We start from the raw sequence: 22,209 nt of genomic DNA, 5'->3' as shown, positions 1-22,209 counted from the left end.
GCGGGAGTTGCTATACTTCTTTCGGCTTCGGATGACATTGACGGAGCAGCAAACTCCTTCTGGCGGCAAGAACGGATGGTAGCAAAGCAAGGATACTCGGGCAAATGAACGACGACCATCTCAAGGAATATCGGCGCAAGCTTGAGAAGGCCATCAACGAGGCTCTAACCGAGTCGCCCGCCATCAATTCCATCATCCACGAGATCCAGGATACAGGTTACGACGTTTTCTTGATTGTCGAGGCCACGGTGGGCTTCAACGAGCAGAACGAAGATGGTGAAGAAAGCCCCAAGCCCAAGCCGGGCAGGTCTTCCAAAGTCAAGCTCGAACTCACCTCCCAGGACGAGCGCTTCCTGCGCCAACTCAAGATCTCTCCCGAGTGAGAGCCTCTTTCCCGCAACAAAGTCACTACGGTACGACTTCAATCAGGATCTCGTCGCGCTTCTCCACGACTTCGCCCACTATGGCGGCCTCTTGGTTCTGCCCGGCGAGGTCGGCGACGAGTTTCTCCGCGTCAGCCGGCGGCAGGCTGAAAAGGAGTCCCCCCGAGGTCTGCGGATCGAGAAGGATCTGTTGCACAATGAGGGTTGTGGAATGCCACTCGACTCGATCCCCCAGATAAGCCCTGTTGGACTCGATTCCTCCCGGCAACATGCCCGTTTGGGCTAGATCCCGCGTGCCTGCAATGAGGGGAACCTGAGAGGCCCGCAGGCGCAATCGGGCGCCGGAGGCCTGGGCCATTTCTAGGGCGTGGCCGAGGAGTCCAAAGCCGGTAATATCGGTGGCGGAATGAACGGAATAGGAGGCCGCGGCCCGGGCAGCGACATCATTGAGCCTGAGCATCACCTCCAGAGCGGCTTCCAGCACGGGTGGAGGCGTCTTCTCGAACTTCACCCCGGTCGTGATGATGCCGGTGCCCAGCGGTTTGGTCAGCACCAGCGCGTCCCCGGCCTGGGCCGCCGCGTTGGTCCAGCAGGCGTGGGGAGAGACCACGCCGGTCACGCAGTAGCCGAACTTGATCTCAGGGTCCTGGACGGAATGGCCCCCTATGACGGGAACGCGGGCCTCGGCCAGCTTGGCGCTGCCTCCCGCCATTATCTCCCCTAGGATGCCGGTGTCCAGCCCCGACTTGGGAAAGCCCACGACGGAAAGGGCGAAGCGCGGCTCTCCGCCCATGGCGTAGACGTCGCTGAGAGCGTTGGCGGCGGCGATCTGACCATATTGAAAGGGGTCGTCGACCACCGGGGTGAAGAAGTCCACGGTTTGCACCAGTGCCAGTTCGTCGGACAGACGATACACTCCCCCGTCATCCGCAGTCTGGTACCCGACGAGGACGGCCGGGTCATTCCATCCCTGCAGATTGCTCAGGACTGTCTTCAGCACCTCCGGTGCCAGCTTAGACGCTCAACCGGCGCAGGACACCAGTTCAGTCAGTCTCTTCCGCTTATCGGTCATGCTGGGCATTATAGACGAGAGGCCGGAAGCGGCGTGGTTGAAGGGAGAGATAGCCTCTCGCGTTATAATGGCCTTTCTCATGAGCAGACGGCATTATGACGTGGTAGTGATCGGCGGCGGCCATGCGGGCTGCGAAGCGGCCGCGGCGGCCGCGGCGGTCGGGGCCTCCACGGCGCTGGTGACCATCAACCTGGACATGATCGGTCAAATGTCTTGCAATCCCGCAATCGGGGGCATTGCCAAGGGTCACCTGGTGCGCGAAATCGATGCCTTGGGCGGCATCATGGGTCGCCAGGCCGATCTGACCGCCATTCAGTTCCGCCTCCTCAACCGCAGCCGCGGGCCTGCCGTTCAAGCCCCTCGCTGCCAGAGCGACAAGGAACGCTACCGCCTGCGCATGCAGGAACTGCTCTCCACCATGCCCGGCTTGGACCTGCTGGGGGGTGAAGTGACCGCCATTGTGCGCCGGGGAGGGCGTGTGGCCGGCATCGAGATGGCGGGCGGAGAAGAGATCTCCTGCCGGACGGCGATTCTGACCACCGGCACCTTCCTCAACGGAGTCTGCCACGTGGGCGGCGAGCGTTTTCGGGCCGGGCGCTCCGGCGAACGGGCGGCGGTCAAGTTGGCCGACTCGGTCAGCGGGATCGGCTTCGAAATGGGGCGTCTCAAGACGGGCACTCCCCCGCGTCTTCAGCGTTCCAGCATCGACTTCAGCCGCTTCGAGGCGCAGCCCGGAGACGAGGACCCGACTTTTTTTTCCTTTCGCACCACCGGGCCGGCCCTTCCTCAGGTCGATTGCTGGATCGCCTACACCAATCCGCAGGTGCATGATCTGATTAGCGAGAACAGCCGGCGCAGTCCTCTCTTGGGGGGGACTCTGACGGCCACCGGGCCCCGCTACTGTCCTTCCATCGAGGACAAGATCCGCCGTTTTTCCGACCGTTCTCGGCATCAGCTTTTCCTGGAGCCGGAAGGCCTCGATTCTCCATTGATCTATATCAACGGCTTTTCCACCAGCATGCCGGTCGACGTGCAGAAGCGCATGGTAGCCGCCATCAAGGGATTGGAAGAGGCCGTCGTGGTGCGTCCGGGCTACGCGGTGGAGTACGACTTTGTGCAGCCCCGTCAATTGAAGAGCACTTTGGAAACGCGTCAGGTGGAGGGCCTTTACCTGGCCGGCCAGATCAACGGCACCACGGGATACGAAGAGGCCGCCGCCCAAGGACTGATGGCCGGTCTCAACGCCTCCTTGGCCGTGCAGGACCGCGAACCGCTGGTGCTGGGCCGCCAGGAGAGCTACATCGGCATCCTCATCGACGATTTGGTGACGCGGGGAGTGGACGAGCCTTATCGCATGTTCACCTCGCGTGCCGAGTACCGCCTGCTGCTGCGCATCGACAACGCCGACAGGCGTCTGGCTGAGCACGGCCATCGCGCCGGATTGCTCTCCTCCCGTGAATTGGAGGCGGTCCATCAGAAGCTGAAAAGGATCGACAGGGCCGTAGACTTTCTTGACTCCGCCGGCTTGCAGCGGGATTGTCCCGGATTCGAGGACTTGCGCGGCAGGCTGCAGGCGGAGGCCGGATTGAATCTGGCCCAGCTTTTGCGCCGCCCGCAGTGCCGCCTGGAGGACCTGCGGCCCTTGCTCGACCTGGGCGGCATAGAATTGAGGGGAGACGAGGCCAACGTGGTTGAAACCGAGGTCAAGTACGAGGGCTACATCCGCCGGCAGGAAAGGGATGTGCAGAGAGTCCGCAAGATGGAAACGCGGCGCATTCCGGGCGATTTCGACTATGGCGGCGTGGAGGGCCTTTCAAGCGAGATGAAGGAGCGCTTTGGACGGGTGCGTCCCGAGAGCCTGGGCCAGGCCGCGCGGATCCCGGGCGTTACCCCGGCGGCGGTTTCCATCCTCAACATCCACCTCACCCTGAGCGAGCGGAGCCGGGTTTGACCGGGGAGGAGAAGGCTCGGCTGAAAGGGCTTGAAGAACGCTTCGGCCTGTCCTTGACTCCTCTACAGATCGAGCAGATGGAGACCTACTGGGCCTTGTTGCAGAAATGGAGCCGGAGGATCTCTCTGACCACGGTGGCTTCCTTCGGCGAGCTGATGGAGTTTCATTTCTTCGAGTCCTTCCTGGGTCTGCGGCTGCTCAAGGAGGGCGAGAGAAAGCTCGCCGACATCGGAAGCGGAGCCGGCTTCCCGGGCCTGGGCCTGCAGGTTCTCGATCCTGCCCTCGAGGTCAGCTTGCTGGAGCGGCACCATCGCAAAGCCGTGTTCCTGAAGGAAGCCGTGCGGCGTCTGGGGTTGGGGGGCGAAGTGCATCACCTGCCGGCCGAGGACTTCGTCTGGACGAACGTCGACGCGGCAACGGCAAGGGCCCTCAAGACCTCCGCCCGCGTGGAGGCGGCGCTGGGCGGGGGGAAGATTCCCCTGCTGGCTTTCCACGGGCAGGACGTCCCGGTGAGCGGCGCCGTGAAGTGGCGCGCCGAGACTCGGCTGGCGGTTCCCGGCTCCCATCGGCGCATGATCTCCAGGCTGATTTTCTTCCCCTAGACGGGCTTCCGGGAAGTGTTTCACGTGGAACATCGGCCCCCTCTGTTCCACGTGAAACATTCCCTTCCCTTTCGTGTTATTCTGCCTCGCATGCCGAAGACCATCGCCATCGTCAATCAGAAAGGAGGAGTGGGCAAGACCACCACGGCCATCAATCTGGCCGCCTCCCTGGCGGCAGCCGACCTGCACGTCCTGCTTGTCGACCTCGACCCTCAGGGCAACACCACTTCCGGCTTCGGCATCGACAAGGTCTCCTTGCGGCGGTCGGTCTACAACTGCCTCATCGACCGCCTTCCCGCCGCCGAGGCGGTCTGCGCCACCGAAGTCGACCGCCTCTCCCTGCTGCCTTCCAACCGCGACCTGACCGGCGCCACGCTGGAACTCCTGGAGGAAGAAGAAAGCCAGTTCCGCCTCAGGAAGGTCTTGAGCCCTCTTTGGGGACGCTATGACCTGATCCTCATCGACTGTCCCCCTTCTCTGGGCATTCTCACCGTCAACGCGCTTACGGCCGCTGATTCCCTGCTCATCCCCATTCAATGCGAGTATTTCGCCCTGGAGGGGCTTTCCGACTTGTTGGGCACGTTTCAGCGGGTTCGCGATCACCTCAATCCGGCCTTAAGCATCGAGGGTGTTTTTCTGACCATGTTCGACGACCGTCTCAACCTCTCCACCCAAATCCAGGAAAACATCGCCGGCCACCTGCCCCAACACCTGATGCAGACCGTGATTCCGCGCAATGTCCGCCTGGCCGAGGCTCCCAGCTTCGGCAAACCCATCCTCCTCTACGACCCGCGCTGCCGCGGCGCCCGCTCCTATCTGCAACTGGCCCGCGAGCTGCTGGACCGCATTCAGCTCGAGCCCGCCACCGCCGGCGCCGGCTAAAACCTCCGACAGGAAAGACTCGACCCATGAGCAAACGCAAAGCCCTCGGCAAAGGCCTCGACGCCCTGCTTCCTGCCAAGAGCGCCCAAGAACCTGATTCGCCTCTGCAACAGATCCCCGTGGAGAGAATCAAGCCCAATGCCTTCCAGCCCCGCAACCACTTCTCCGCCGAGGCCTTGGACGAGTTGGCTTCATCGATCACCGAAAAAGGACTCCTCCAGCCCATCGTGGTCCGGCCCCTCGAGGACGGATACGAACTCATCGCAGGCGAACGGCGTTGGAGGGCTTCCCAGCGGGCCGGCCTGCATCGCATCCCGGCCTTGATCCAGGACGTGTCCGACCAATCCATGGTGGAGCTGGCCCTGGTGGAAAACATCCAGCGCGAAGAACTCAGCCCCATCGAGGAAGCCAACGCCTACCAGTTGCTGATTGAGGACTTCGGACTGACCCAGGAGCAGGTGGCTCAGCGCGTCTCCCGCAGCCGCTCCGCCGTGGCCAACATGTTGCGGCTGCTCAAGCTGCCCAAGGCCATCCAGCAAGAAGTTTCAGCCGGCATCCTGAGCATGGGCCATGCCCGCGCCCTTCTTCCCCTGCCCCGCAACCGCCAGTTGGAGCTGGCTAAGCTCATCCGCAAGAAGGGCTTGAGCGTGCGCGACGTGGAGCGCCGGGTGCAAAAGCTCCTGCAACCCTCCCAGCAAAAGGCGCCCGCCGGCAAGGACCCCAATATCCGGGCCGCCGAGGAAACTCTGGAAGATCACTGGCAAACCAAGGTGGAGATCCACGGCCGGGGCAAATCCGGACATATCCGTCTCCACTATCACAGCGAAGAAGATCTCAACCGGCTCTACTCGCGCCTGATGGGGAAAAGCGAATAGCCAGGGCCTCACCCGCCTGGCCCCTACTTGCCGATGCAGAACGTGGAAAAGATCTCGCCCAGGATCTCCTCCACCGTCACCTCGCCCGTCAGCCTGCCCAGGGCCTCCAAGGCCCGGCGCAGGTCATAGAGGGCAAATTCCTCGCTCAAGCCTGAACGATATCCCTGCAAGCCCTCCAAGAGGGCCTCCCGGCACTCGCGCACGCAGCCTTGCTGGCGCACATTGGTCAGCAACGCCGCCTCCCCGCCCGCCGCCACTTCCTCTCCCCCGGCCAAGCGCCACAATTCCTGCCGCAGCCGGTCCACCCCTTCCCCGCTCGCCGCCGACACTTCCAGACGGCCGATGCAGCCTTGCTCGACCCGCTCAGGAAGCTCGATCGACACCCCTTTGTCGCGCTTGTTGACCACCAGCAGCGGGCGCCGTCCCTCCACCGCCTGCCATGATCTACTATCCTCGTCGGAGAAAGGCTCCGCCCCATCCACCACGAAGACGCTCACGTCGGCCTCGGCCACCATCTGCAAAGTGCGTTCCACGCCCAGCTTTTCAACCTCCTCCCGGGTTTCCCGGATGCCGGCCGTATCCACGATCTGGGCGGGGATTCCGTGCAGATCGACCCTCTCCCTCAAAGCGTCGCGCGTGGTGCCCGGAATCTCGGTGACGATGGCGCGCTCATCGCTCATGAGAGCATTGAAGAGACTCGACTTGCCCACGTTCGGACGACCTACGAGAGCTATCGTAATTCCCTCGTGCAAGAGCCGTCCCACCTGGAAACTCTCCTCCAGCTCAGCCAGAAAATCGGCCGCTTCCAGCAGACGCTGCGTCAGGGCTTCCCGGCCTTCGGGTTCGACCTGGTCCTCTACGAACTCCAGGGCCGTCTCCATGTGGGATATGACTTTGACCAGTTCATCCTTGAGAGGTTGCAGGCGCCTGCTCAGAGCGCCCTCCATCTGGCTGCGCGCGACCCTGGCTTGGAAGGCCGTTTCGCTCTCGATCAGATCGCGCACCGCCTCGGCCTGGATCAGATCCATCTTCCCCAGCAAGAAGGCGCGTTGAGTGAACTCGCCCGGACCCGCCAAACGGAGTCCCGACTGCAGTGCGCACTCCAGGACCTTGCGGCAAACCCAGGAACTCCCGTGCAGGGAGATCTCGACCACGTCCTGTCCCGTGTAGGAATGCGGAGCGGAAAAGAAGGTGACCAGGCCGCGGTCAATTTCGCCGCCTTGCAGATCGTTGAGGCGCGTCAACCGTGCCTGGCGGGGACGTTCTCTCCACTGCCGGGCCTCACAGAGGCGGGTCAGAAACTCGAGGGACTGTGGGCCGCTGATGCGCAATAGCGCCAGAGCGCTGCGGCCGGGAACCGTGGCTAGAGCGATGATCGTGTCGTTGAGATCAGCCGACACGTCGGCACCTCGCTAGGCGGGCATGACCACGACATGGCGGTTGGTGCCGTGGCCCGAGCTTTCCGTGCGCACGCCCTCTTCCTTGGCCAGCGTGAGATGAATGGTGCGGCGTTCAGCCGGCGGCATGGGCTGAAAGCGGAAGGACTGGCCCGATACACGAGTCTTCTCGGCCGCGCTTCGCGCCAACAGCTCCAACTCCAGGACTCGCCCCAGCCGGTAATCTTCACAATCGATCTCGACCCGCACGTCGCGAGGTTGATAAAAGATCTGATTGACGATGTCGTTGAAGGCCTCGAGGGTGCGGGCGCCGTTTCTGAGGATCACTTCAGAGTCCGCGCCGCTCAGCCGGACTTCGATGGTCTGGTCCGTCTCCTCCAACTCCATCTTCACATCCAACTGCATATGCCCGAGCAGCTCGGTCATGAATTTTTCCACCTGGGCCGCCAGCTTCTCGCTTTGCTCCGTCATCGATTCACTTCCTCCTGCTTTTCTTGGATGGACCCTTGGGTTTGCTCGACACTTTCTTTTCCTCTTCCGGCATCAAGGCCTGGAATCCCTTTTGGAAGGCCATTCCGAAGACATTGCTGAAAAGAAAGTAAATCGCCAGACCGCTCGACACGTTCAGGAAGAAGAACGTGAAGACCACCGGCATGAACATCATCATCTTGCGCTGAGTCGCGTCGCCCATGGAAGGCGTCATGGCCTGCTGGCCTACCATGGTTGCGCCCATGACCAGGGGGGTGATGTAATAGGGATCGGGGCGCGACAAGTCTTGTATCCACAGCATGAACGGCGCTTCCCGCAACTCGATCGAGTAGGCGATCATCTGATAAAAGGCGAAGAGGAACGGCATCTGCAGCAGCAGCGGGAGACATCCGCCCAGGGGATTGACGCCGTGCTGTTTGTAGAGCGCCATCACCTCTTCGTTCATCTTTAAGCGCCGCGGGTCATCGCGCTTCATCTTCTTGTACTTTTCCTGGATGGCCTTCATCTGCGGTTGGAGTTCGCCCATCTTCTTCATGGAGCGGACTTGTTTGATGCGGATAGGGGCCAGCACCAGGTTGATGGCGAAGGTCAGGAAAATGATGGAGAAGCCGTAGTTGTGGATGAAATCGTTGGCCCTGTTGAGCGCCCACTTGAGGGGAACGACCAGAATCTCAAGGTACCCGTAGTCGATGAGCTGGGGCAGGCTTGGCTCAACCGCGCGCAACCGCTCAGGGTATTTGGGACCGATAAACAGATCCACCTGGGCCCCGGCCGGCACCTGCACCTCGGCCAGTTGCAGGACTTTCTCCTCGACTTCGCCTTCAGCGTTGGGAAAGGCGTAGCTACGTTCGAAGACCTCGGCGCGAGGAAAAAGGCGTTCGCCGCTCAGTAATACGTAGGTGAAATAGAGGCTGTCGACAGCCAGCCAATCCACCGGGCTGCCGCTGATATGTCTTTCGCCTTCCAGACCGCCTGAACCGAAACTGGTGAGTCCGCCGGCGCCGCGATAGACCACGCGGGGATAGCGGAAATCGCCTTGCCAACCGCTCTCCGGACCATGTCGCCCGATTCCGGCGCCCATAGTCAAGGTGTAGGCGGTGCTCACCCCGTCCACCCGCACGTCCGTGCTCACCTGCAGCGTGTAGCCCTCCCGGGGAATGCGGATGCGCCTTTCCACCTGCAGAGGCCCGCGGCGGAAACGCATCTTCAATTCTCCGCCCGCGGGAACCCGTCCGCCCGATGGCCCTTCCACTTCGTAGACCGCTTCCCTCAGAATCGACTCGTAGACCTCGCCGGCCACCTTCACTTCCAGGGGCCGCGTAGCGTCTTCGGGCAAGTTCTGAGGAAGTACTTGCACGGGCAGGCCTTTGTCATTGAAGTAGTTGAGTAATTCGGCCGACACCAGACCGCCCCTGCGGTTGCTCCATATCAACCGCATGGCGTCGTTCTCCATCACCACCTCAGTTGGGGATGCCTGCGTCGGCGGCAATTCTTCGGCGCCCTGCCGGGCGTTTGAGGACGGCGGCGGAGTCGCGGTTTCAGCAGTGGCGTTCTGCGTACCTGCGGCGGACGCTTCGGGGTCTTCTCCTTGGACGGCCGGCGGAGGAATCGACTCAACGGGAGTGCTCGCCGGCCGCGGCATGAAGAACTGGAAGCTCAGCACAACCAGCATGGACAAGACAACGGCCAGGATGACCCGCCACTCCGATCCTTGGGTTTTTGGATCCTGCAGTTCGTTCATAGGGTGTCGAGCCTCATTCTCCCTCTTCAAGGAACCGGGTCAAACCCTCCCGCATTCCAAGGATGGCAACGCATTATCCTACGGACGCCCAGGCCGACGCCCTTGATCACTCCATATTTTTCCACAGCTTCGCGCATGTATTCAGAGCAGGTGGGATGGAACCGGCAGGCCTTAGGGAGTATCGGCGATACGAACCGCTTGTATCCCTTGAGCAAGCCCACCACAAAACTTTTCACCTTTCCTTCGCTCCTAACCTCCAGCGTTTCACCGCTCCCTCGAAGCTTTTCCGAAGCTCCTGGTAGGCGGCCCGCGAAGCCGGCCTCTTGACATTTACTACAACGTCGCAGGGCGGGTCGATATTCGCCTGCTCTTGACGGAAGATCTCGCGCAACCTCCTCTTGACGAGATTCCGAATAATCGGCTTCCCTATCTTTCTAGAGACGGTGACGCCGAGACGGCTGTGTGGGAGGTTGTTGGCGCGGAGAAACAGGACAAAGAAAGGGGTGTGGACTCGGTCCGCCTCGCTGTACAAGGAGAGGAACTGACGGCGCTTGCGCAACCGCATTTCCCGCCTTAAGCGAAAGTCTCCGGACACTAGGACACGCTGACCTTCTTCCGGCCCTTGGCGCGGCGGCGATTAATGATCCGGCGACCGCTGACACTGCGCATCCGGGCACGAAAACCATGTTTCTTGGCGCGGCGGCGGCGATTAGGCTGAAAAGTCCTTTTCATCTGTTACCTCTCTTCTCAAAAAAGGATTAGATCCTAACAGTTTTCGCAATCAGGAGCAACTCGTCATCCCTTCTCGTTTCGCCTTTCAAGGTACCCCAATTTCTCCTTGGCCTGGGCTATTTTCTCCTCGTTCTCCTGATAGGTGAAGTCGCCGCGGCCATTAAATCCTCCCTGGTAAACGGACTTGCGGTAGAGAGGGTGAGCCTCGCAGCGCAGATGAGCCAACATTTGATGTGCGCTTCGTTTGCGGCGCTCAGCTCGCAACAATGAAACATCCACCGGTCCAACCGTTATCTTTTCCCCGTCGCCAGGCGTGGCTTGCGTCACCAGGCGCCCGTCGTAATCAACGATCATGCTGCCTCCCGGCCACGAGAAAGGCGGGTAGTGAACCAGCTTGGCGGCCTGGTTGGCGGCCACCACGTAGGCGATGTTCTCCAGGGCCCTGCAGCGATTGACCACCGTCCACCAGTCGTTGGGTTGCGTGGCGCCGAAAGGATCCATGTAAGCGGACACGCGGATCAGCACCTCAGCCCCGTTTGCCGTCAATTGGCGTAACGTTTCAGGGAAGAGCCAGTCGTAACAAATCGCGGCGCCCAGGCGGCCGATCTCGCAGTCGACCACCGGAAACATCTCCTCTTCATAGCCTTCGATGTCATGGGGACTGGTGTGGACCTCCCAAGGGATCCAGGGATAGACCTTGCGGTACTTGCTGAGCAGCCCCTGGGGACCGATCAGACAGGTCGTATTGAAGAGCGCATTGGGATACTTGGGGTCCACCTCGAGCATGCTCCCGGATTGGATGAACACGTTGTATTCCCTGGCTTTCCGACACAGTTTCTCGGTGTGCTCGTTGGGGATCTCGACCCCCAGCTTGCCGCGCAGTTCCTTGAGCGTCTGGTAGGCCGGGGCGGAGTGGGCGAATTCGGGAAAAACCAGCAAGCGAACCGGCAGGAAGGGTTTGTAGCCGACCACCGCACAATCGATCAGCTCCAGGATGCGCCGGGTGTTGCGCTTCATCTCCTGGCGGTTGCGGGGATTCTCCTGATCGGTCTGTATGACGGCCGCGTTGTACTGGAGATCGCTCATAATCGCAGTATTTTCTCCCCTCCCGGTGGTTCCCGAGATTCCCTTCTAGTGAACTAGAAGAGAGTGTTTATTAATAGTCCTACTAGTAGGGCCTGTGGATGTTGTGAAAATCGCCGCAAGCGCATCGCTGCTCTCGCTTCCTACGTTTGAAATCCGTTCACATCGCCTTTTGAAAAAGCACTCCAAGCGGTGGAAGAAAAAGTCTCTCTTCCGCTTTCATCGGGCTGTGGGAAAGAGGTGCTGTGCGTATCGAGGATAAGTCGATTAAGTCCTTTATCGGCGGCTAGTTACCCTGTCGAAAAAGGGAGCCGGCTAATAGACTTCGCTTCCCTTCTCACCCTGTACGATCTTGATTCCGGCACTGGCGCCGATGCGGGTGGCGCCGGCTTCCAGCATTTTTCGGGTGGCCTCGGAATCGCCGATTCCACCGGCGGCTTTGACTCCAATCTCCGATCCGACCGTCCTCCGCATCAGGGCCACGTCTTCCAGGGTCGCTCCTCCCGGGCCAAATCCCGTCGAGGTCTTCACGAAGTCGGCGTGAGCTTTTTTAGAGAGTTGGCAGGCCCGGACCTTCTCGTCTTCGTTTAAATAGGCTGCCTCGATGATGACCTTGCAGATGGCTCCCGAATCGTGGCAGGCCTCGGTGACGGCCGCGATGTCTCGAAGAACGACATCGTCCTGGTTGCCCTTGAGGGCACCGATGTTGATGACCATGTCGATTTCGTCGGCCCCGTCACAGATGGCCCGGCGCGCCTCGTAGGCTTTAACGTCGTAAGCGTTGGCGCCTAAAGGAAACCCGACGACGGTGCAGACCGCCACCGCCGTCCCTTTCAATTGGTCGGCGGCGAGGCCCACGTAAGAGGGGTTGATGCAGACAGAGGCGAATCGATACTGGCGGGCTTCCTGGCAAAGCTTTTCGATTTGGGAGCGTGTGGCTGTGGGTTTGAGCAAGGTGTGGTCGATATACCTGGCCAGATCTCCGGCTGCTGATGGCTTATCGGCGTGAAAGCCCAGCCTCTGAGCTCCGCACTCGATCATAAAGCGGACCTTGTCTGCGTCCTTCTCGATGCAGGCCGCCTGGCAAGCCATCCCTCCGGCGTTGAAGCCCTGGCCTTCCAGCCGCCGGAAGATCTCTTCGGTGATCTGATCGATGAGGTGTTGAGCTTGCAAGTATCGTCCCCTCGAAGAAATGGACTGGCGGAGGTACATGGGAATCGAACCCACCAGCCACGCCTCTCGACGCGGCTCGACTGGTTTTGAAGACCAGGCCCGTCACCAGACGAGACGTACCTCCTGAAACGCTGGGAATTATAGCACCGCCTCACGGGGCCGGGACGGAACTACCTGAACAGGTCTTGTCCGGCTGGGCGCAGCAAATCTTTTCCACTGCGGTTGTTTCTGCGTGGGCCCGGCAGTTCGAGTCCGCGGATGAGCACGGCGGGAATGCCTGCGTCCTTCTTCATAACCAGACCCGCCGCCGCCGCCGCTTGATCAGCCAGCGCCACAATGCTCGACCGCATCTCCCTGCCCGCGCGGTCAGGCTCTCCTCGCAAGTCGATGAGGGGAGCGAAGCCCCAGACACCTATCGCCACTTCCAGCAAGCCCATTCTCCAGGGTCGCCCGAAGGTGTCGGAGACGATGCAGGAAAGGCGGCAGCCAAACCGCCGGCCCAAGCCTTCGGCCAAACGTTTGGCCGAAACATCGGGTGCCGAGGGCAACAGCACGGCACAATCGGGAGGCGCGTTAGAGGTGTCCACCCCGCAGTTGGCCGCCACGAATCCATGGATCGTCTCGGCGATAACGAGGCCTTCTTCCATGCGCACGATGCGCCGCGCTTGGCTGAGCACCACTTCGATCAGGCGCGCGTCCCGGTCGAAGCGGGCGGCCCAGGACTTGGCCAGCGCCGAAGGGCGGACGCCCTCCAAGGCCACGATTTTCCCCTCGGCCTTGGAGATGATCTTGTGACAGACCACCAGCACGTCCTCGTCGCGCAGCGACAACGCCCTTTTGTACAGGGCTTGAGCCAGCAACTCTGTCAGGTCGTCGCCAGGTTGGATATCCTCTTCCAGCCTTATGGGCAGGATTTGCAGATCGTTCACGGTTTCAACTCCCAGCAAGACAGCAGATCGAGGACGCGATGTGGCGGTCGGGCGGCGCCCAGGAAGTACCTCAGGTCGTCCCGCGTGTCCAGATCAAGGGCCACCGAGGGCAGCTCCAGGATGCGCAGGTCAATTCCCCGACGGCGCGCCTCGGCTTGGTGCAGCTTGCGGCTGTCGGGGCCGAAGCGGGAAGGGAAGGCATCGGGCGGCGTGCGCAGCAGCGCATTGGTTCCGTTTCCTGAGCGGGAGGGGACCAACAGGCAGTCCGCCTCGCCCTCGGCCTTGCACAAAGCCGAGATGTCCTCGGGCCGCAACAGCGGCAGGTCGCAAGGAAGACGCAGGACGCTGGCGGCGCCGGAAGCTAAAAGCTTCCCGCAAGCCCAGTCGACGGAGCGGCTCTCGCAAAGAGTGCCCTCTTCCTGCAATACCGTCCACCCCAGGGACGAGGCATGGGAAGCGATCTGGACGTCGGGCGTCACCACCGCCACCTCGACAACCGCTCCCTCAGGGTGTTTCAATGCGCGCTGCAAAACGTCCGCTGTGCGCCGGTAGAGGGTCCACATCAGCTCCCGCCGCTGAACCGCCGACAACACCGGTGCCAGCCGCTGTTTGCAGCAGTCCAGGCCCTTGACCGGCAGCAGCACCACAGTCATGAGGATTCTCTTTGAGTGGAAAGATGATCTTGAAAGATGTCCAACACCCTTCGGGCCAGAGCTATCTTTTCGCCTCTTGTGTTCATAACCGTATCAGCCAAGTGGACTTTGTAGCCCATCGCTTCAATTTGCCGCCTAAGACCCGCATCCCTCTGATCGAGGATGAAATGGCGGGCCAGGGGCTGGTAGATTCGGGCCACGCCGCCGGCCGTGACCTGGTGCCCCAACTCGCTCAGCATCTTGGCGGTGGGTCCTTTGAGGCTCTTCCCTCCCACCACGGGCGTCACCACCATGACCCGCTGCCGCCTCTCCTGCAAGCAGCGCCGGACGCCGTCCAGCGCCAGGATAGGCTGAATGCTGAGGAAGGGGTTACTGGGCGCGATGACAATGGCTTCGGCCTGGCGCAGGGCGTTCGAGACTCCCTCGGCAGGAGGCCTCGACTCGGGAAAAATCAGCCGCTTGACCCGAGGACGCGTTCCTTCCCGCACGAAGTATTCCTGTACATGCAAACGTCCCTGAGAGGTTTCCAGGCAGGTGGGACGATAGTCTTCGCTCATGGGCAAGAGGCGGCAGCCAAGCCCGAGGGCCTGCGCGATGCGCTGAGTCACGTGGCTTAGCGGCAGACCCTCAGCCAGCCAGCGGGTGCGCTGCAGATGCAGGGCCAGATCGCGGTCCCCAAGCTGGAACCAGGTGTCGGCGCCCAGCCGCGACAATTCTTGCAGGCAGTGAAAAGTCTCCCCGGCCCGCCCCCAGCCTCTTTCAGGCTCTACCAATCCGGTGAGCGTGTAGGTGATGGTGTCGAGGTCGGGACAGACCCGCAGCCCGTGTATCCGCAAGTCGTCGCCAGTATTGCCGACAACGGTCAGATCGCGCCCCTCAAGCTGAGCGTAAAGTCCAGTCAGCAGCTTGGACCCGCCGATTCCACCCGCTAAAACGGCCATCTTCGCCATTGATCGGATAAGATACCAGGGCTTTGCAGCAAAGCGCACTCGGCCTGGGGAAGCAGCCATGAAGATCATCTATAATCCAACTGCCGGCGGCGGCCGCAGCGAACGTCATCGTCAGCGCTTGGAAAAACTCCTCAAGGGCCGTGGACAGTCCTACCGCTTGCTGCCGACCGAGAAGCCCGGCCACGCCACCCAATTGGCGCATCAGTTGGTGGCTGAGGGAGAAGGGCGAGTAGTGGTGATGGGGGGAGACGGCACGATCGGCGAGGCTGTCAACGGCCTGTTGGGCAGCGACTGCGAGTTGGGCCTCATTCCGGTGGGCACCGGCAACGACCTGGCCCGGAGTCTGGGGTTGCCCTTCAACAATGTCGGAGGCGCTCTGGAGGTGCTGGAGAAGGGAGGGACCAAGGCCATCGACATCGGTTGGGAGCGGGACCGCCATTTCATCCTCATGACGGCCATCGGCTATCCGGCTCACGTGGCTGAAGAAACCAACCGCATGACGCGGCTCAAAGGTTCGCTGGCTTTTTTCGCGGCTGTCTACAAGGCCCTGGGACGCATGAAGCCTATCTCCGTCCGCATGTGGCTGGACGATGAAGAACGCGAGCTGAACTGCACCTCGATTCTGCTCCAGAACACGCCCTATTGCGGCGGCGGGCAATTCATGGCTCCCCAGGCCTCGCTTGAGGACGGCAAACTCGACGTGGTAGTGATCGCCCCCGTGGGGAAGCTTGACTTGATGCTCAATTTCCCTCGCATCTATCGAGGCACCCACGTAACTCATCCAGCTTTCAGCGTCCACCGCGCGTCCCACGTGCGCATCGAAACCGAAACTCCCATGCGCAAGATGTTCGACGGCGACATCTGCGGCGAAACGCCGCTGGAAGCGCGAGCCATGAGGGCTGCCTTAAGGGTGGTAGTTCCGCTAGAATAGGTTCCGTTTCGGGCCGGGCGCCTTGACTCGGCTGCTCGGCGGCCATTTCTTGAGCTACAATTTTTGTCCTTTGGTCCTGCGGGACGGGCAACTATGGGAACCATCTCGGACTATCTCAGCGGCAAGACCCTTTTCATTACCGGATCGACCGGGTTTTTGGGTCAGGCGCTGGTCGAAAAGCTTCTCTGGTCGGCGCCCGAGGTGCGCCGCATCTACCTCTTGATCCGTCCTAAGAAGCAGTTAAGGGGAACCCTCACAGCCCAGCAGCGCATCCAGAAGGAACTCTTTCAGTCGAGCGCTTTCGACCGCCTCTACTCGCGCCACGGGGATGGCATCGAAGAGTTTCTCAAGGACAAATTGGAGGCCGTTGCCGGAGATATTTCCGAGGACGACCTGGGCATTGAAGCCGATTTGCTGGAGCGGCTCAGGGGCGAAGTCGACGTCGTCATCAACAGTGCGGCCGTGGTGTCCTTCGATGCCCCGCTCAACGAGGCCCTGGATTTGAATGTCTTCGGCGCCGTGAGGCTGACACATTTCGCCAAGTCCTGCCGCCAGGCGGTACTGCTGCATGTTTCCACCGCCTACGTGTGCGGCAACACCAACGCCAGCATCCCCGAAACGCTGCACCATTCGGCCTTCGAGAGCGAGGACGACTTTCCTCAGCGGGGTTTCAAGGACCTCGATCTGGAAATCAGCAAGATCAGGTCTCGGGTGGCGGCCATCGAAGAGCAGGCCCAGTCGAAGGAAGTCGGCCGCGAACTGATGAAGCAGTTGGTCGAGCGCAACCGCAAGAAAGGCCGCAAATCTTCCAGGGGCCGGCGGCGCGACATCGTTGAACGGCTGCGCCGTTCCTGGCTGCGCGACAAGCTGGTCGAGGACGGTATGGAATGGGCCCGCCAGCGTGGCTGGAACGATACCTACACCTACACCAAGGCTCTAGCCGAGCAGATGGTGATGCGCGAGCGCGGAGACTTGCCCACCGCCATCGTCCGACCCTCGGTGATCGAGAGCAGCCTTTCCGAACCCAGTCCCGGATGGTTGGACGGACTGCGCATGGCCGATCCGCTTATCGCCGCCATCGGCAAGGGACGCCTGAAAACCCTGCCCCTCAACCCCGATGCGGTCCTCGACATCATTCCAGCCGACATGGTGGTCAACGCCTTGCTGGCGGTGCTTCCCACGCTACAGGGAGCGCCGCGCGAGGTGGGCATCTACCACGTTGCCACGGGCTTCGAGAATCCTATCCGCCTGGGGACTCTTTACGACCTCATACACGCCTTTTTCGAGAGCAATCCGATGCTCGACCGGGATGGCCGCCCTATCGCCATCAAGCGCCTCAAGTACCAGACTCCCGAGCGTTTCCGCTTCCGCTACAAGCTGCGCAACGCCCCGCTGAGACGGGCCGAGAAGACGCTGGACCTGTTGCCGGTCTTCGACGTGGTGGCCAAGAAATACAAACGCCGCATCGCGGCCACCCGCATCGCCAACGAAAAGCTCTACTACTACGGAGAGATCTACGAGCCCTATCTCAACCTGGATTGCCGTTTCCAGGTCGACAGCACCCTGCGCCTCTACCACAAGCTGCCCGAGGACGAGAAGGTCGAGTTCAATTTCGACGTAACGCGTCTCAACTGGCGTTACTACGTGCAGAACGTGCACATCCCGGGGGTCAAGAAATTCATCCTCAAGGTGGAAGGCGGCGGTTCGCTGGAAGTGGCCGACCCCAGGGAGCTGGAGCCCCTCAAGGAGCTGACCATTCCCTTCCTCTTGCGGCGGGCCGTGGAACGCTATCCCGACCGGCCCATGCTGCAAATCAAGAGGGGCGAGCAGTGGGAACGCTTCAGCTACCGCCAGGTCGAAGAGAAATCCCGTGAGATCGCCCGCCGCCTGCAGCGCTACGGCCTGACAAAGGGAGACCGCGCCGTACTCTTTTCAGAGAACTTGCCGGAATGGGGAATGACTTATCTGGGCGCTGTTTCCATCGGGCTGGTCGTGGTGCCTATCGACGCCCAGACCTGGCATGAAGAGGCCTGGTCAGTGGCCCGTTTCACCGAAGCCCGTTGCATTCTGGCCTCCGAGTCCTGCTTCAGCCGTCTGCAACGCGGGGGGTTCGACGAAAACGAGCAGTCCCAGCAGCCCCGCAAGCTGCTCAACATCAACGACGACTGCCGGCCCTTCAGCGTCGACGGCTTTCCTCTCAGCACCTGTTGGGAAGAAGGCGGCCCCGAATTGGAAGAGAAGGTCGAGATCGCACCCGACGATCCCGCCTCCATCATCTTCACCAGCGGAACGATCGTCAATCCCAGGGGAGCCCTGCACAGCCACTCCAACTTCATCAACAATCTGCTGGGCGTCAACCACTTCCTGCCCATTTACGATTCCGACCAGTTGCTGTGCATTTTGCCCCTTTACCACGCCTTTGCCTTTTCCTGCGGCTTCCTCATGCCGATTTATGGCGGCGCCACCATCTCCTATGCCCATTCGCTCAAGCCGCGCGTCCTGTTGGAGGCCATGCGCGAAACCGGCACCACCTGCCTGCTTGGCGTACCCACTTTTTTGGCCATGCTGCGCGACGACATCGAGCGGCGCATCCTCAAGACCAGCAAGTCGAAAGTCAAGTCGAGCTGGGTGGCTACCTCAAAGCAACTGAGCCGCACGGTCAAAAAGCGCTTCGGACGCAACATCGGCAAGGCCTTGTTCTCTCGCATCCACCAGGAGTTCGGCGGCAACATCCGCATCGTCGTCAGCGGGGGATCGGCCTTGGGAGGCGAACTCTACGACGACTACCACGCCATGGGATTTCCTATCTACGAGGGCTACGGGTTGACGGAGACGGCTCCGGTGCTGACCGTCAGTCCGCTCAAGCGCTCGCGCCGCGAGTCGGCCGGCAAGCCCCTTCCCGGAGTGGAATTGCGCCTTTTTCATCCCGACGAGGAAGGGATCGGCGAGATCATCGTCAAGACGCCTAGCCTGATGGAGGGCTATTACAAGAACGAAGCCGCCACCCGCGAAGTGATTCACGACCAGTGGTTCCATACCGGAGACCTGGGCTGGGTCGACAACGACGGCTACGTCTACATCACGGGACGCATCAAAGACGTCATCGTGACGGGGGCCGGCAAGAACGTCTACCCGATCGACCTCGAGGCCATTTACCGCGCGCTTCCCTCCATACGCGACATCTGCGTGGCGGGTATCAAGACGGGCCTCACCGAGGAAGTCCATGCCGTGGTGGTTCCCAGCGAAGACCTCAACGAAGATACCGACCGCGCCGGACTGAAGCGCGAAATCCAGCTTGAAGTGAGCAGCCTGGCCCGCGAGCTGCCCAGCTATCATCGGCTGCAGGCGATGCATCTTTACAGCGGCCACCTGCCCCGCAACGAGGACGGGGAACTCGACCGCCAGGCCATCCGCTGCTGGCTGGACCGCAAGCTGGATGGACAGGCTGCTTCAGAACGGCCGTCCGGCGAGGGCAAAAGCGCTGAAGGCAGCGACCGCGAGGTCATCATCCAGGAACTGAGCCGCCTCTCCGGCCTTCCGGAGCATGAGATTTCTCCCTCCAGCGATCTTTACACCGACCTTGGGCTCGATTCGCTGCTGGCCATCGAATTGCTGCTCTTCCTGGAGAGCAACTTCGGCATCACCATTCCCGACGACCAGGCCTCCGCCATCCAGACGGTGGGAGAGGTGCTGTCGCAGGTCGAAACCCGCCGCCCCAAGGGGCGCAAGGGCCCCTCCAACGTCGTCCGCTCGGCGTTGCCGCTCTCCCAGCGTCCTCTGCGCGACCGCATCTGTCTGGGAATGACGCTGTCGGGATTAAGCCTGATTTACCGCTATTACCTGCGCCTGTCACTGCACGGCACCGAAAATCTGCCCGTGGACAAGCCCTATATCGTGGCTCCCAACCACTCCAGCCACCTTGACATCGGAGCCATACTGTCAGCCTTCAAGAAGGCTCGCGGCGCGCGCCAGGCCAAGCGGCTGCACAGCGTGGGCGCCCGCGACTACTTCTTCGACAACGGATTCAAGAGTTGGTTCTTCAGCAGCTTCCTCAACGTCATCCCCCTGGAGCGGGAAGAAACCTCACTGGCCGGACTGAGGCTGGTCAAGTCGATCCTGGAAACGGGCGAGCCGATCCTGATCTTTCCCGAGGGCACGCGCAGCGTAACGGGCGAGATCCAGGGCTTCAAGCCGGGACTGGGTTTGATGGCACTCGAGCTGGACGTCCCCATCATTCCCGTCTACATCAAGGGTACTTATCAGGCCATGCCCAAAGGCTCGTTCCTCCCGCGCACGGGCGAGGTCGAGGTCTATTTCGGGCCTCCCATCGCCATGAACGCCTACCGTGAGAACGGAGGCCGTGCCAGCGATACCTACCGGCGCATCGCTTCCGACGTCCGCCAAGCGGTCCAGCGCCTGGCCCAAGAGGCTGGCCCGTGAAGCGAGGCTCACCGGCCGCTGCTTTCTTCGATGTCGATGGAACCGTGGTCCGCGGCAACATCGTCCTCTACTACGCCCGCATGCGTACCGCTTCCATGCCGGCTTGGATGAAGTGGTTGTGGGCGTTGGCCTACCTGCCCACCGCGGCCTATTATTTTGTGCTTGACTTGAAGAGCCGCCGCCGTTTCAACGAGGTCTTCTACCGCAGCTATGCCCGTTTTTCGGTGTCCGAACTGGAAGAGCTGGCCCAATGGCACTTCGAGGAATTCATGCGTCCCAGCGTCTATGCTGATGCCCGCCGCTGCATCCGACGGCACCAGCAGCAAGGACACGCCGTGGTACTGGTCACCGGCTCCGTGACCGCGGTGCTGCGTCCTCTGGCCGAGTGGCTGGAGGCCGACGAGACCTACGCGGCCGAGCTAGAGGAAAGGAACGGACACTACAGCGGACGACTCAGCTTCGGCCCCATCACCGACGCCGCCAAGGTTGAAGCCTTGCGCGAGTTCGCCCGCCGCAATGCGTTGAAGCTGGAGGACTGCTATGCGTATGCTGACAGCATGGACGATGTCCCCATGCTGAGCCAGGTCGGGCACGCGGCCGTCGTCAATCCTGGGAAACGGCTCAAGGCGGTGGCCGAGAAGCGCCAGTGGGACGTCCTGCGGTGGAAGGAGACGGTCGGGCAGTCCGGGGAGCGGTGAATATGCGTGCCATCCGCTATGTCAAGAGCGTGCCTCGTTATCTCACGGCCCGCTACCTGGGGCGCAGGTTCCCGTCCCTCTACACCTCGGGATGGGCGGCTTTGCAGTACGTCGACATCGAGCCCCAGCCTCTGCCCTCCCCCCGTTGGACGCGCGTCCGCCCCTCGCTGAGCGGGATCTGCGGGTCGGACCTGGCTTCGCTGACGGCTGAAGGCAGCGCCTATTTCTCTCCTTTCACGCCCTCGCCTTTCGTCTTTGGTCACGAGGTTGTAGGCGAAGTGATCGAATGCGGGGCCCAGGTGGACAGGTTCAAGACGGGAGACCGCGTCATTTTGCAGCCCCCGCTCACCTGTCGCGTCCGCCAACCCGAGCAGCCTTGCAGCTATTGCCTCGGCGGAAACGACATCTACTGCCACAAGATCGACCAAGGGGTGATCGGAGCCGGTCTGCAAACCGGTTTCTGTCAGGATACCGGCGGAGGGTGGAGCGACAGCTTCGTGGCCCATGAACTGCAGCTTCATGCAGCCCCCGCCGACCTTCCCGACGAGATCGCCGTTTTGGCCGAGCCTTTCAGTTGCTCCCTCCACGCCGCCAACCGGGCCCCCCTCAAGGACGACAAGCGCATTCTGGTCATCGGTTGCGGGACCATGGGCGCCCTGACCCTTGCCGCCATCCGCTCGCTGGGCTGCAAATCACACGTCACTGTCGTTGCCAAGCATCCGCACCAGCAGGAATTAGCCCGCCGGCTGGGGGCCGACATCGTCATCGGCACCGGGTCCGGATTCTATTCCGAAATCGCCGAGATTTATCAGGCCCGTTCTTTCCAGCCCGAACTGGGCGGCCCTGTTTTCCTGGGCGGAGCCGACCTGTGTTTCGATTGCATCGGCTCTTCGCGCACTATCGATGACGCCTTGCGTCTGACCGACACGGGAGGCGCCGTGATGCTGGTGGGCATGCCCGGCATCCCCAAGAACGTCGATTGGACGGCCATCTGGTTCAAGGAACTGACGGTGACTTCGAGCTATACCTGCCATCTGCCTCTCTTCGCCCGGGCCATCGACGAAGTGGGCAAGCTGCGCCAGGAGCTGGAAGGATTTGTGGGAGCCGTCTACGCCCTGGAAGACTACCGCAAGGCCATCCACTGCGCCCTCAACACCGGCAGCAGCAAGGTCCTCAAGACCGCTTTCAGGGTTCACCCTCCATAGCTTGAGCGACGGAGGGTTCGTTT

At 61.5% G+C, this 22,209-nt stretch carries 21 protein-coding genes and 1 tRNA gene; 9 read left to right on the top strand and 13 right to left on the bottom strand.

The window, feature by feature from the left end; all coding sequences use genetic code 11:
- The first annotated feature begins 104 nt into the window (after positions 1 to 104).
- Entirely contained in the window at positions 105 to 383 is a 279-nt protein-coding gene (locus VLU25_14215; GenBank protein ID HSR69086.1) for a hypothetical protein, read from the top strand.
- A 25-nt stretch (positions 384 to 408) separates the two neighbouring features.
- Here VLU25_14215 and selD read toward each other — a convergent pair whose 3' ends face one another.
- Entirely contained in the window at positions 409 to 1,395 is a 987-nt protein-coding gene (selD, locus tag VLU25_14210) for a selenide, water dikinase SelD (GenBank protein ID HSR69085.1), read from the bottom strand.
- Between the two features lie 139 nt (positions 1,396 to 1,534).
- Between selD and mnmG the strand changes: the two genes are divergently transcribed.
- The 4 genes from mnmG (at position 1,535) to VLU25_14190 (ending at position 5,765) form a co-directional block, all read left to right on the top strand.
- Positions 1,535 to 3,406, top strand: coding sequence for a tRNA uridine-5-carboxymethylaminomethyl(34) synthesis enzyme MnmG (gene mnmG / locus VLU25_14205; GenBank protein HSR69084.1), 1,872 nt, complete (start codon positions 1,535 to 1,537; stop codon positions 3,404 to 3,406).
- Positions 3,403 to 4,008: an RsmG family class I SAM-dependent methyltransferase gene (locus VLU25_14200; GenBank protein HSR69083.1), complete on the top strand. Its 606-nt coding sequence runs from the start codon at positions 3,403 to 3,405 to the stop codon at positions 4,006 to 4,008. The genes mnmG and VLU25_14200 overlap by 4 nt, the downstream gene beginning before the upstream one ends.
- Before the next feature lie 90 nt (positions 4,009 to 4,098).
- On the top strand, positions 4,099 to 4,890 hold the full coding sequence (locus VLU25_14195) for a ParA family protein (protein HSR69082.1): 792 nt from the start codon (positions 4,099 to 4,101) through the stop codon (positions 4,888 to 4,890).
- Positions 4,891 to 4,916: 26 nt separating this feature from the next.
- Positions 4,917 to 5,765: a ParB/RepB/Spo0J family partition protein gene (locus VLU25_14190; protein HSR69081.1), complete on the top strand. Its 849-nt coding sequence runs from the start codon at positions 4,917 to 4,919 to the stop codon at positions 5,763 to 5,765.
- A 23-nt stretch (positions 5,766 to 5,788) separates the two neighbouring features.
- Here the strand turns inward: VLU25_14190 and mnmE are convergent, their stop codons facing one another.
- The 12 genes from mnmE to cofD all read right to left on the bottom strand — a co-directional run bounded on the left by mnmE (position 5,789) and on the right by cofD (position 14,903).
- Positions 5,789 to 7,165 (bottom strand): tRNA uridine-5-carboxymethylaminomethyl(34) synthesis GTPase MnmE, encoded by a 1,377-nt coding sequence (mnmE, locus tag VLU25_14185; GenBank protein HSR69080.1) that lies wholly within the window; start codon positions 7,163 to 7,165, stop codon positions 5,789 to 5,791.
- Positions 7,166 to 7,177: 12 nt separating this feature from the next.
- Positions 7,178 to 7,633, bottom strand: coding sequence for a R3H domain-containing nucleic acid-binding protein (locus VLU25_14180; protein ID HSR69079.1), 456 nt, complete (start codon positions 7,631 to 7,633; stop codon positions 7,178 to 7,180).
- Between the two features lie 4 nt (positions 7,634 to 7,637).
- Positions 7,638 to 9,392 carry a membrane protein insertase YidC gene (gene yidC / locus VLU25_14175; GenBank protein HSR69078.1) on the bottom strand — a complete coding sequence of 585 codons (1,755 nt, stop codon included), beginning with the start codon at positions 9,390 to 9,392 and terminating at the stop codon, positions 7,638 to 7,640.
- 26 nt (positions 9,393 to 9,418) lie between these two features.
- Positions 9,419 to 9,628, bottom strand: coding sequence for a membrane protein insertion efficiency factor YidD (gene yidD / locus VLU25_14170; protein HSR69077.1), 210 nt, complete (start codon positions 9,626 to 9,628; stop codon positions 9,419 to 9,421).
- Positions 9,625 to 9,957 carry a ribonuclease P protein component gene (gene rnpA, locus VLU25_14165; GenBank protein HSR69076.1) on the bottom strand — a complete coding sequence of 111 codons (333 nt, stop codon included), beginning with the start codon at positions 9,955 to 9,957 and terminating at the stop codon, positions 9,625 to 9,627. Before rnpA ends, yidD begins: the two co-directional genes overlap by 4 nt.
- Before the next feature lie 29 nt (positions 9,958 to 9,986).
- Positions 9,987 to 10,124, bottom strand: coding sequence for a 50S ribosomal protein L34 (rpmH, locus tag VLU25_14160; protein HSR69075.1), 138 nt, complete (start codon positions 10,122 to 10,124; stop codon positions 9,987 to 9,989).
- Between the two features lie 63 nt (positions 10,125 to 10,187).
- Entirely contained in the window at positions 10,188 to 11,210 is a 1,023-nt protein-coding gene (locus VLU25_14155; GenBank protein HSR69074.1) for a nitrilase-related carbon-nitrogen hydrolase, read from the bottom strand.
- 312 nt (positions 11,211 to 11,522) lie between these two features.
- Entirely contained in the window at positions 11,523 to 12,248 is a 726-nt protein-coding gene (gene deoC / locus VLU25_14150; protein ID HSR69073.1) for a deoxyribose-phosphate aldolase, read from the bottom strand.
- Positions 12,249 to 12,405: 157 nt separating this feature from the next.
- Positions 12,406 to 12,504: transfer RNA gene (locus tag VLU25_14145), tRNA-Sec, on the bottom strand.
- Between the two features lie 46 nt (positions 12,505 to 12,550).
- Positions 12,551 to 13,309, bottom strand: a complete 759-nt coding sequence (gene cofE, locus VLU25_14140) for a coenzyme F420-0:L-glutamate ligase (protein HSR69072.1) — start codon at positions 13,307 to 13,309, stop codon at positions 12,551 to 12,553.
- Entirely contained in the window at positions 13,306 to 13,962 is a 657-nt protein-coding gene (gene cofC / locus VLU25_14135; protein ID HSR69071.1) for a 2-phospho-L-lactate guanylyltransferase, read from the bottom strand. Before cofC ends, cofE begins: the two co-directional genes overlap by 4 nt.
- Positions 13,959 to 14,903 carry a 2-phospho-L-lactate transferase gene (gene cofD, locus VLU25_14130; GenBank protein ID HSR69070.1) on the bottom strand — a complete coding sequence of 315 codons (945 nt, stop codon included), beginning with the start codon at positions 14,901 to 14,903 and terminating at the stop codon, positions 13,959 to 13,961. Before cofD ends, cofC begins: the two co-directional genes overlap by 4 nt.
- A gap of 67 nt (positions 14,904 to 14,970) precedes the next feature.
- Here cofD and VLU25_14125 point away from each other — a divergent pair, with 67 nt between their 5' ends.
- The 4 genes from VLU25_14125 (at position 14,971) to VLU25_14110 (ending at position 22,186) form a co-directional block, all read left to right on the top strand.
- The gene (locus tag VLU25_14125; protein HSR69069.1) at positions 14,971 to 15,843 is read left to right on the top strand and encodes a diacylglycerol kinase family protein; all 873 of its coding nucleotides are present in this window, start codon (positions 14,971 to 14,973) and stop codon (positions 15,841 to 15,843) included.
- Positions 15,844 to 15,936: 93 nt separating this feature from the next.
- Complete coding sequence (locus VLU25_14120) at positions 15,937 to 20,283, top strand: AMP-binding protein (protein ID HSR69068.1); 4,347 nt, start codon at positions 15,937 to 15,939, stop codon at positions 20,281 to 20,283.
- Entirely contained in the window at positions 20,280 to 20,981 is a 702-nt protein-coding gene (locus tag VLU25_14115; GenBank protein ID HSR69067.1) for an HAD-IB family hydrolase, read from the top strand. Before VLU25_14120 ends, VLU25_14115 begins: the two co-directional genes overlap by 4 nt.
- A gap of 2 nt (positions 20,982 to 20,983) precedes the next feature.
- On the top strand, positions 20,984 to 22,186 hold the full coding sequence (locus VLU25_14110) for a medium chain dehydrogenase/reductase family protein (GenBank protein ID HSR69066.1): 1,203 nt from the start codon (positions 20,984 to 20,986) through the stop codon (positions 22,184 to 22,186).
- Positions 22,187 to 22,209 lie beyond the last annotated feature (23 nt).

This window comes from Acidobacteriota bacterium, from assembly GCA_035471785.1.
GTDB lineage: Bacteria > Acidobacteriota > UBA6911 > RPQK01 > DATIPO01 > JANQFM01.
The sequence above is the reverse complement of the archived record's forward strand: the minus strand, read 5'-3'. Positions and strand labels throughout refer to the sequence as shown.

Coding starts and splice junctions, on each gene's coding strand:
- VLU25_14125 (HSR69069.1), top strand. CDS start 14,971: ATGAAGATCATCTATAATCCAACTGCCGGCGGCGGCCGCAGCGAACGT.
- yidC (HSR69078.1), bottom strand. CDS start 9,392: ATGAACGAACTGCAGGATCCAAAAACCCAAGGATCGGAGTGGCGGGTC.
- deoC (HSR69073.1), bottom strand. CDS start 12,248: ATGATCGAGTGCGGAGCTCAGAGGCTGGGCTTTCACGCCGATAAGCCA.
- mnmG (HSR69084.1), top strand. CDS start 1,535: ATGAGCAGACGGCATTATGACGTGGTAGTGATCGGCGGCGGCCATGCG.
- VLU25_14110 (HSR69066.1), top strand. CDS start 20,984: ATGCGTGCCATCCGCTATGTCAAGAGCGTGCCTCGTTATCTCACGGCC.
- VLU25_14215 (HSR69086.1), top strand. CDS start 105: ATGAACGACGACCATCTCAAGGAATATCGGCGCAAGCTTGAGAAGGCC.
- cofD (HSR69070.1), bottom strand. CDS start 14,903: ATGGCCGTTTTAGCGGGTGGAATCGGCGGGTCCAAGCTGCTGACTGGA.
- VLU25_14180 (HSR69079.1), bottom strand. CDS start 7,633: ATGACGGAGCAAAGCGAGAAGCTGGCGGCCCAGGTGGAAAAATTCATG.
- VLU25_14120 (HSR69068.1), top strand. CDS start 15,937: ATGGGAACCATCTCGGACTATCTCAGCGGCAAGACCCTTTTCATTACC.
- rpmH (HSR69075.1), bottom strand. CDS start 10,124: ATGAAAAGGACTTTTCAGCCTAATCGCCGCCGCCGCGCCAAGAAACAT.
- VLU25_14190 (HSR69081.1), top strand. CDS start 4,917: ATGAGCAAACGCAAAGCCCTCGGCAAAGGCCTCGACGCCCTGCTTCCT.
- VLU25_14195 (HSR69082.1), top strand. CDS start 4,099: ATGCCGAAGACCATCGCCATCGTCAATCAGAAAGGAGGAGTGGGCAAG.
- rnpA (HSR69076.1), bottom strand. CDS start 9,957: ATGCGGTTGCGCAAGCGCCGTCAGTTCCTCTCCTTGTACAGCGAGGCG.
- VLU25_14155 (HSR69074.1), bottom strand. CDS start 11,210: ATGAGCGATCTCCAGTACAACGCGGCCGTCATACAGACCGATCAGGAG.
- cofC (HSR69071.1), bottom strand. CDS start 13,962: ATGACTGTGGTGCTGCTGCCGGTCAAGGGCCTGGACTGCTGCAAACAG.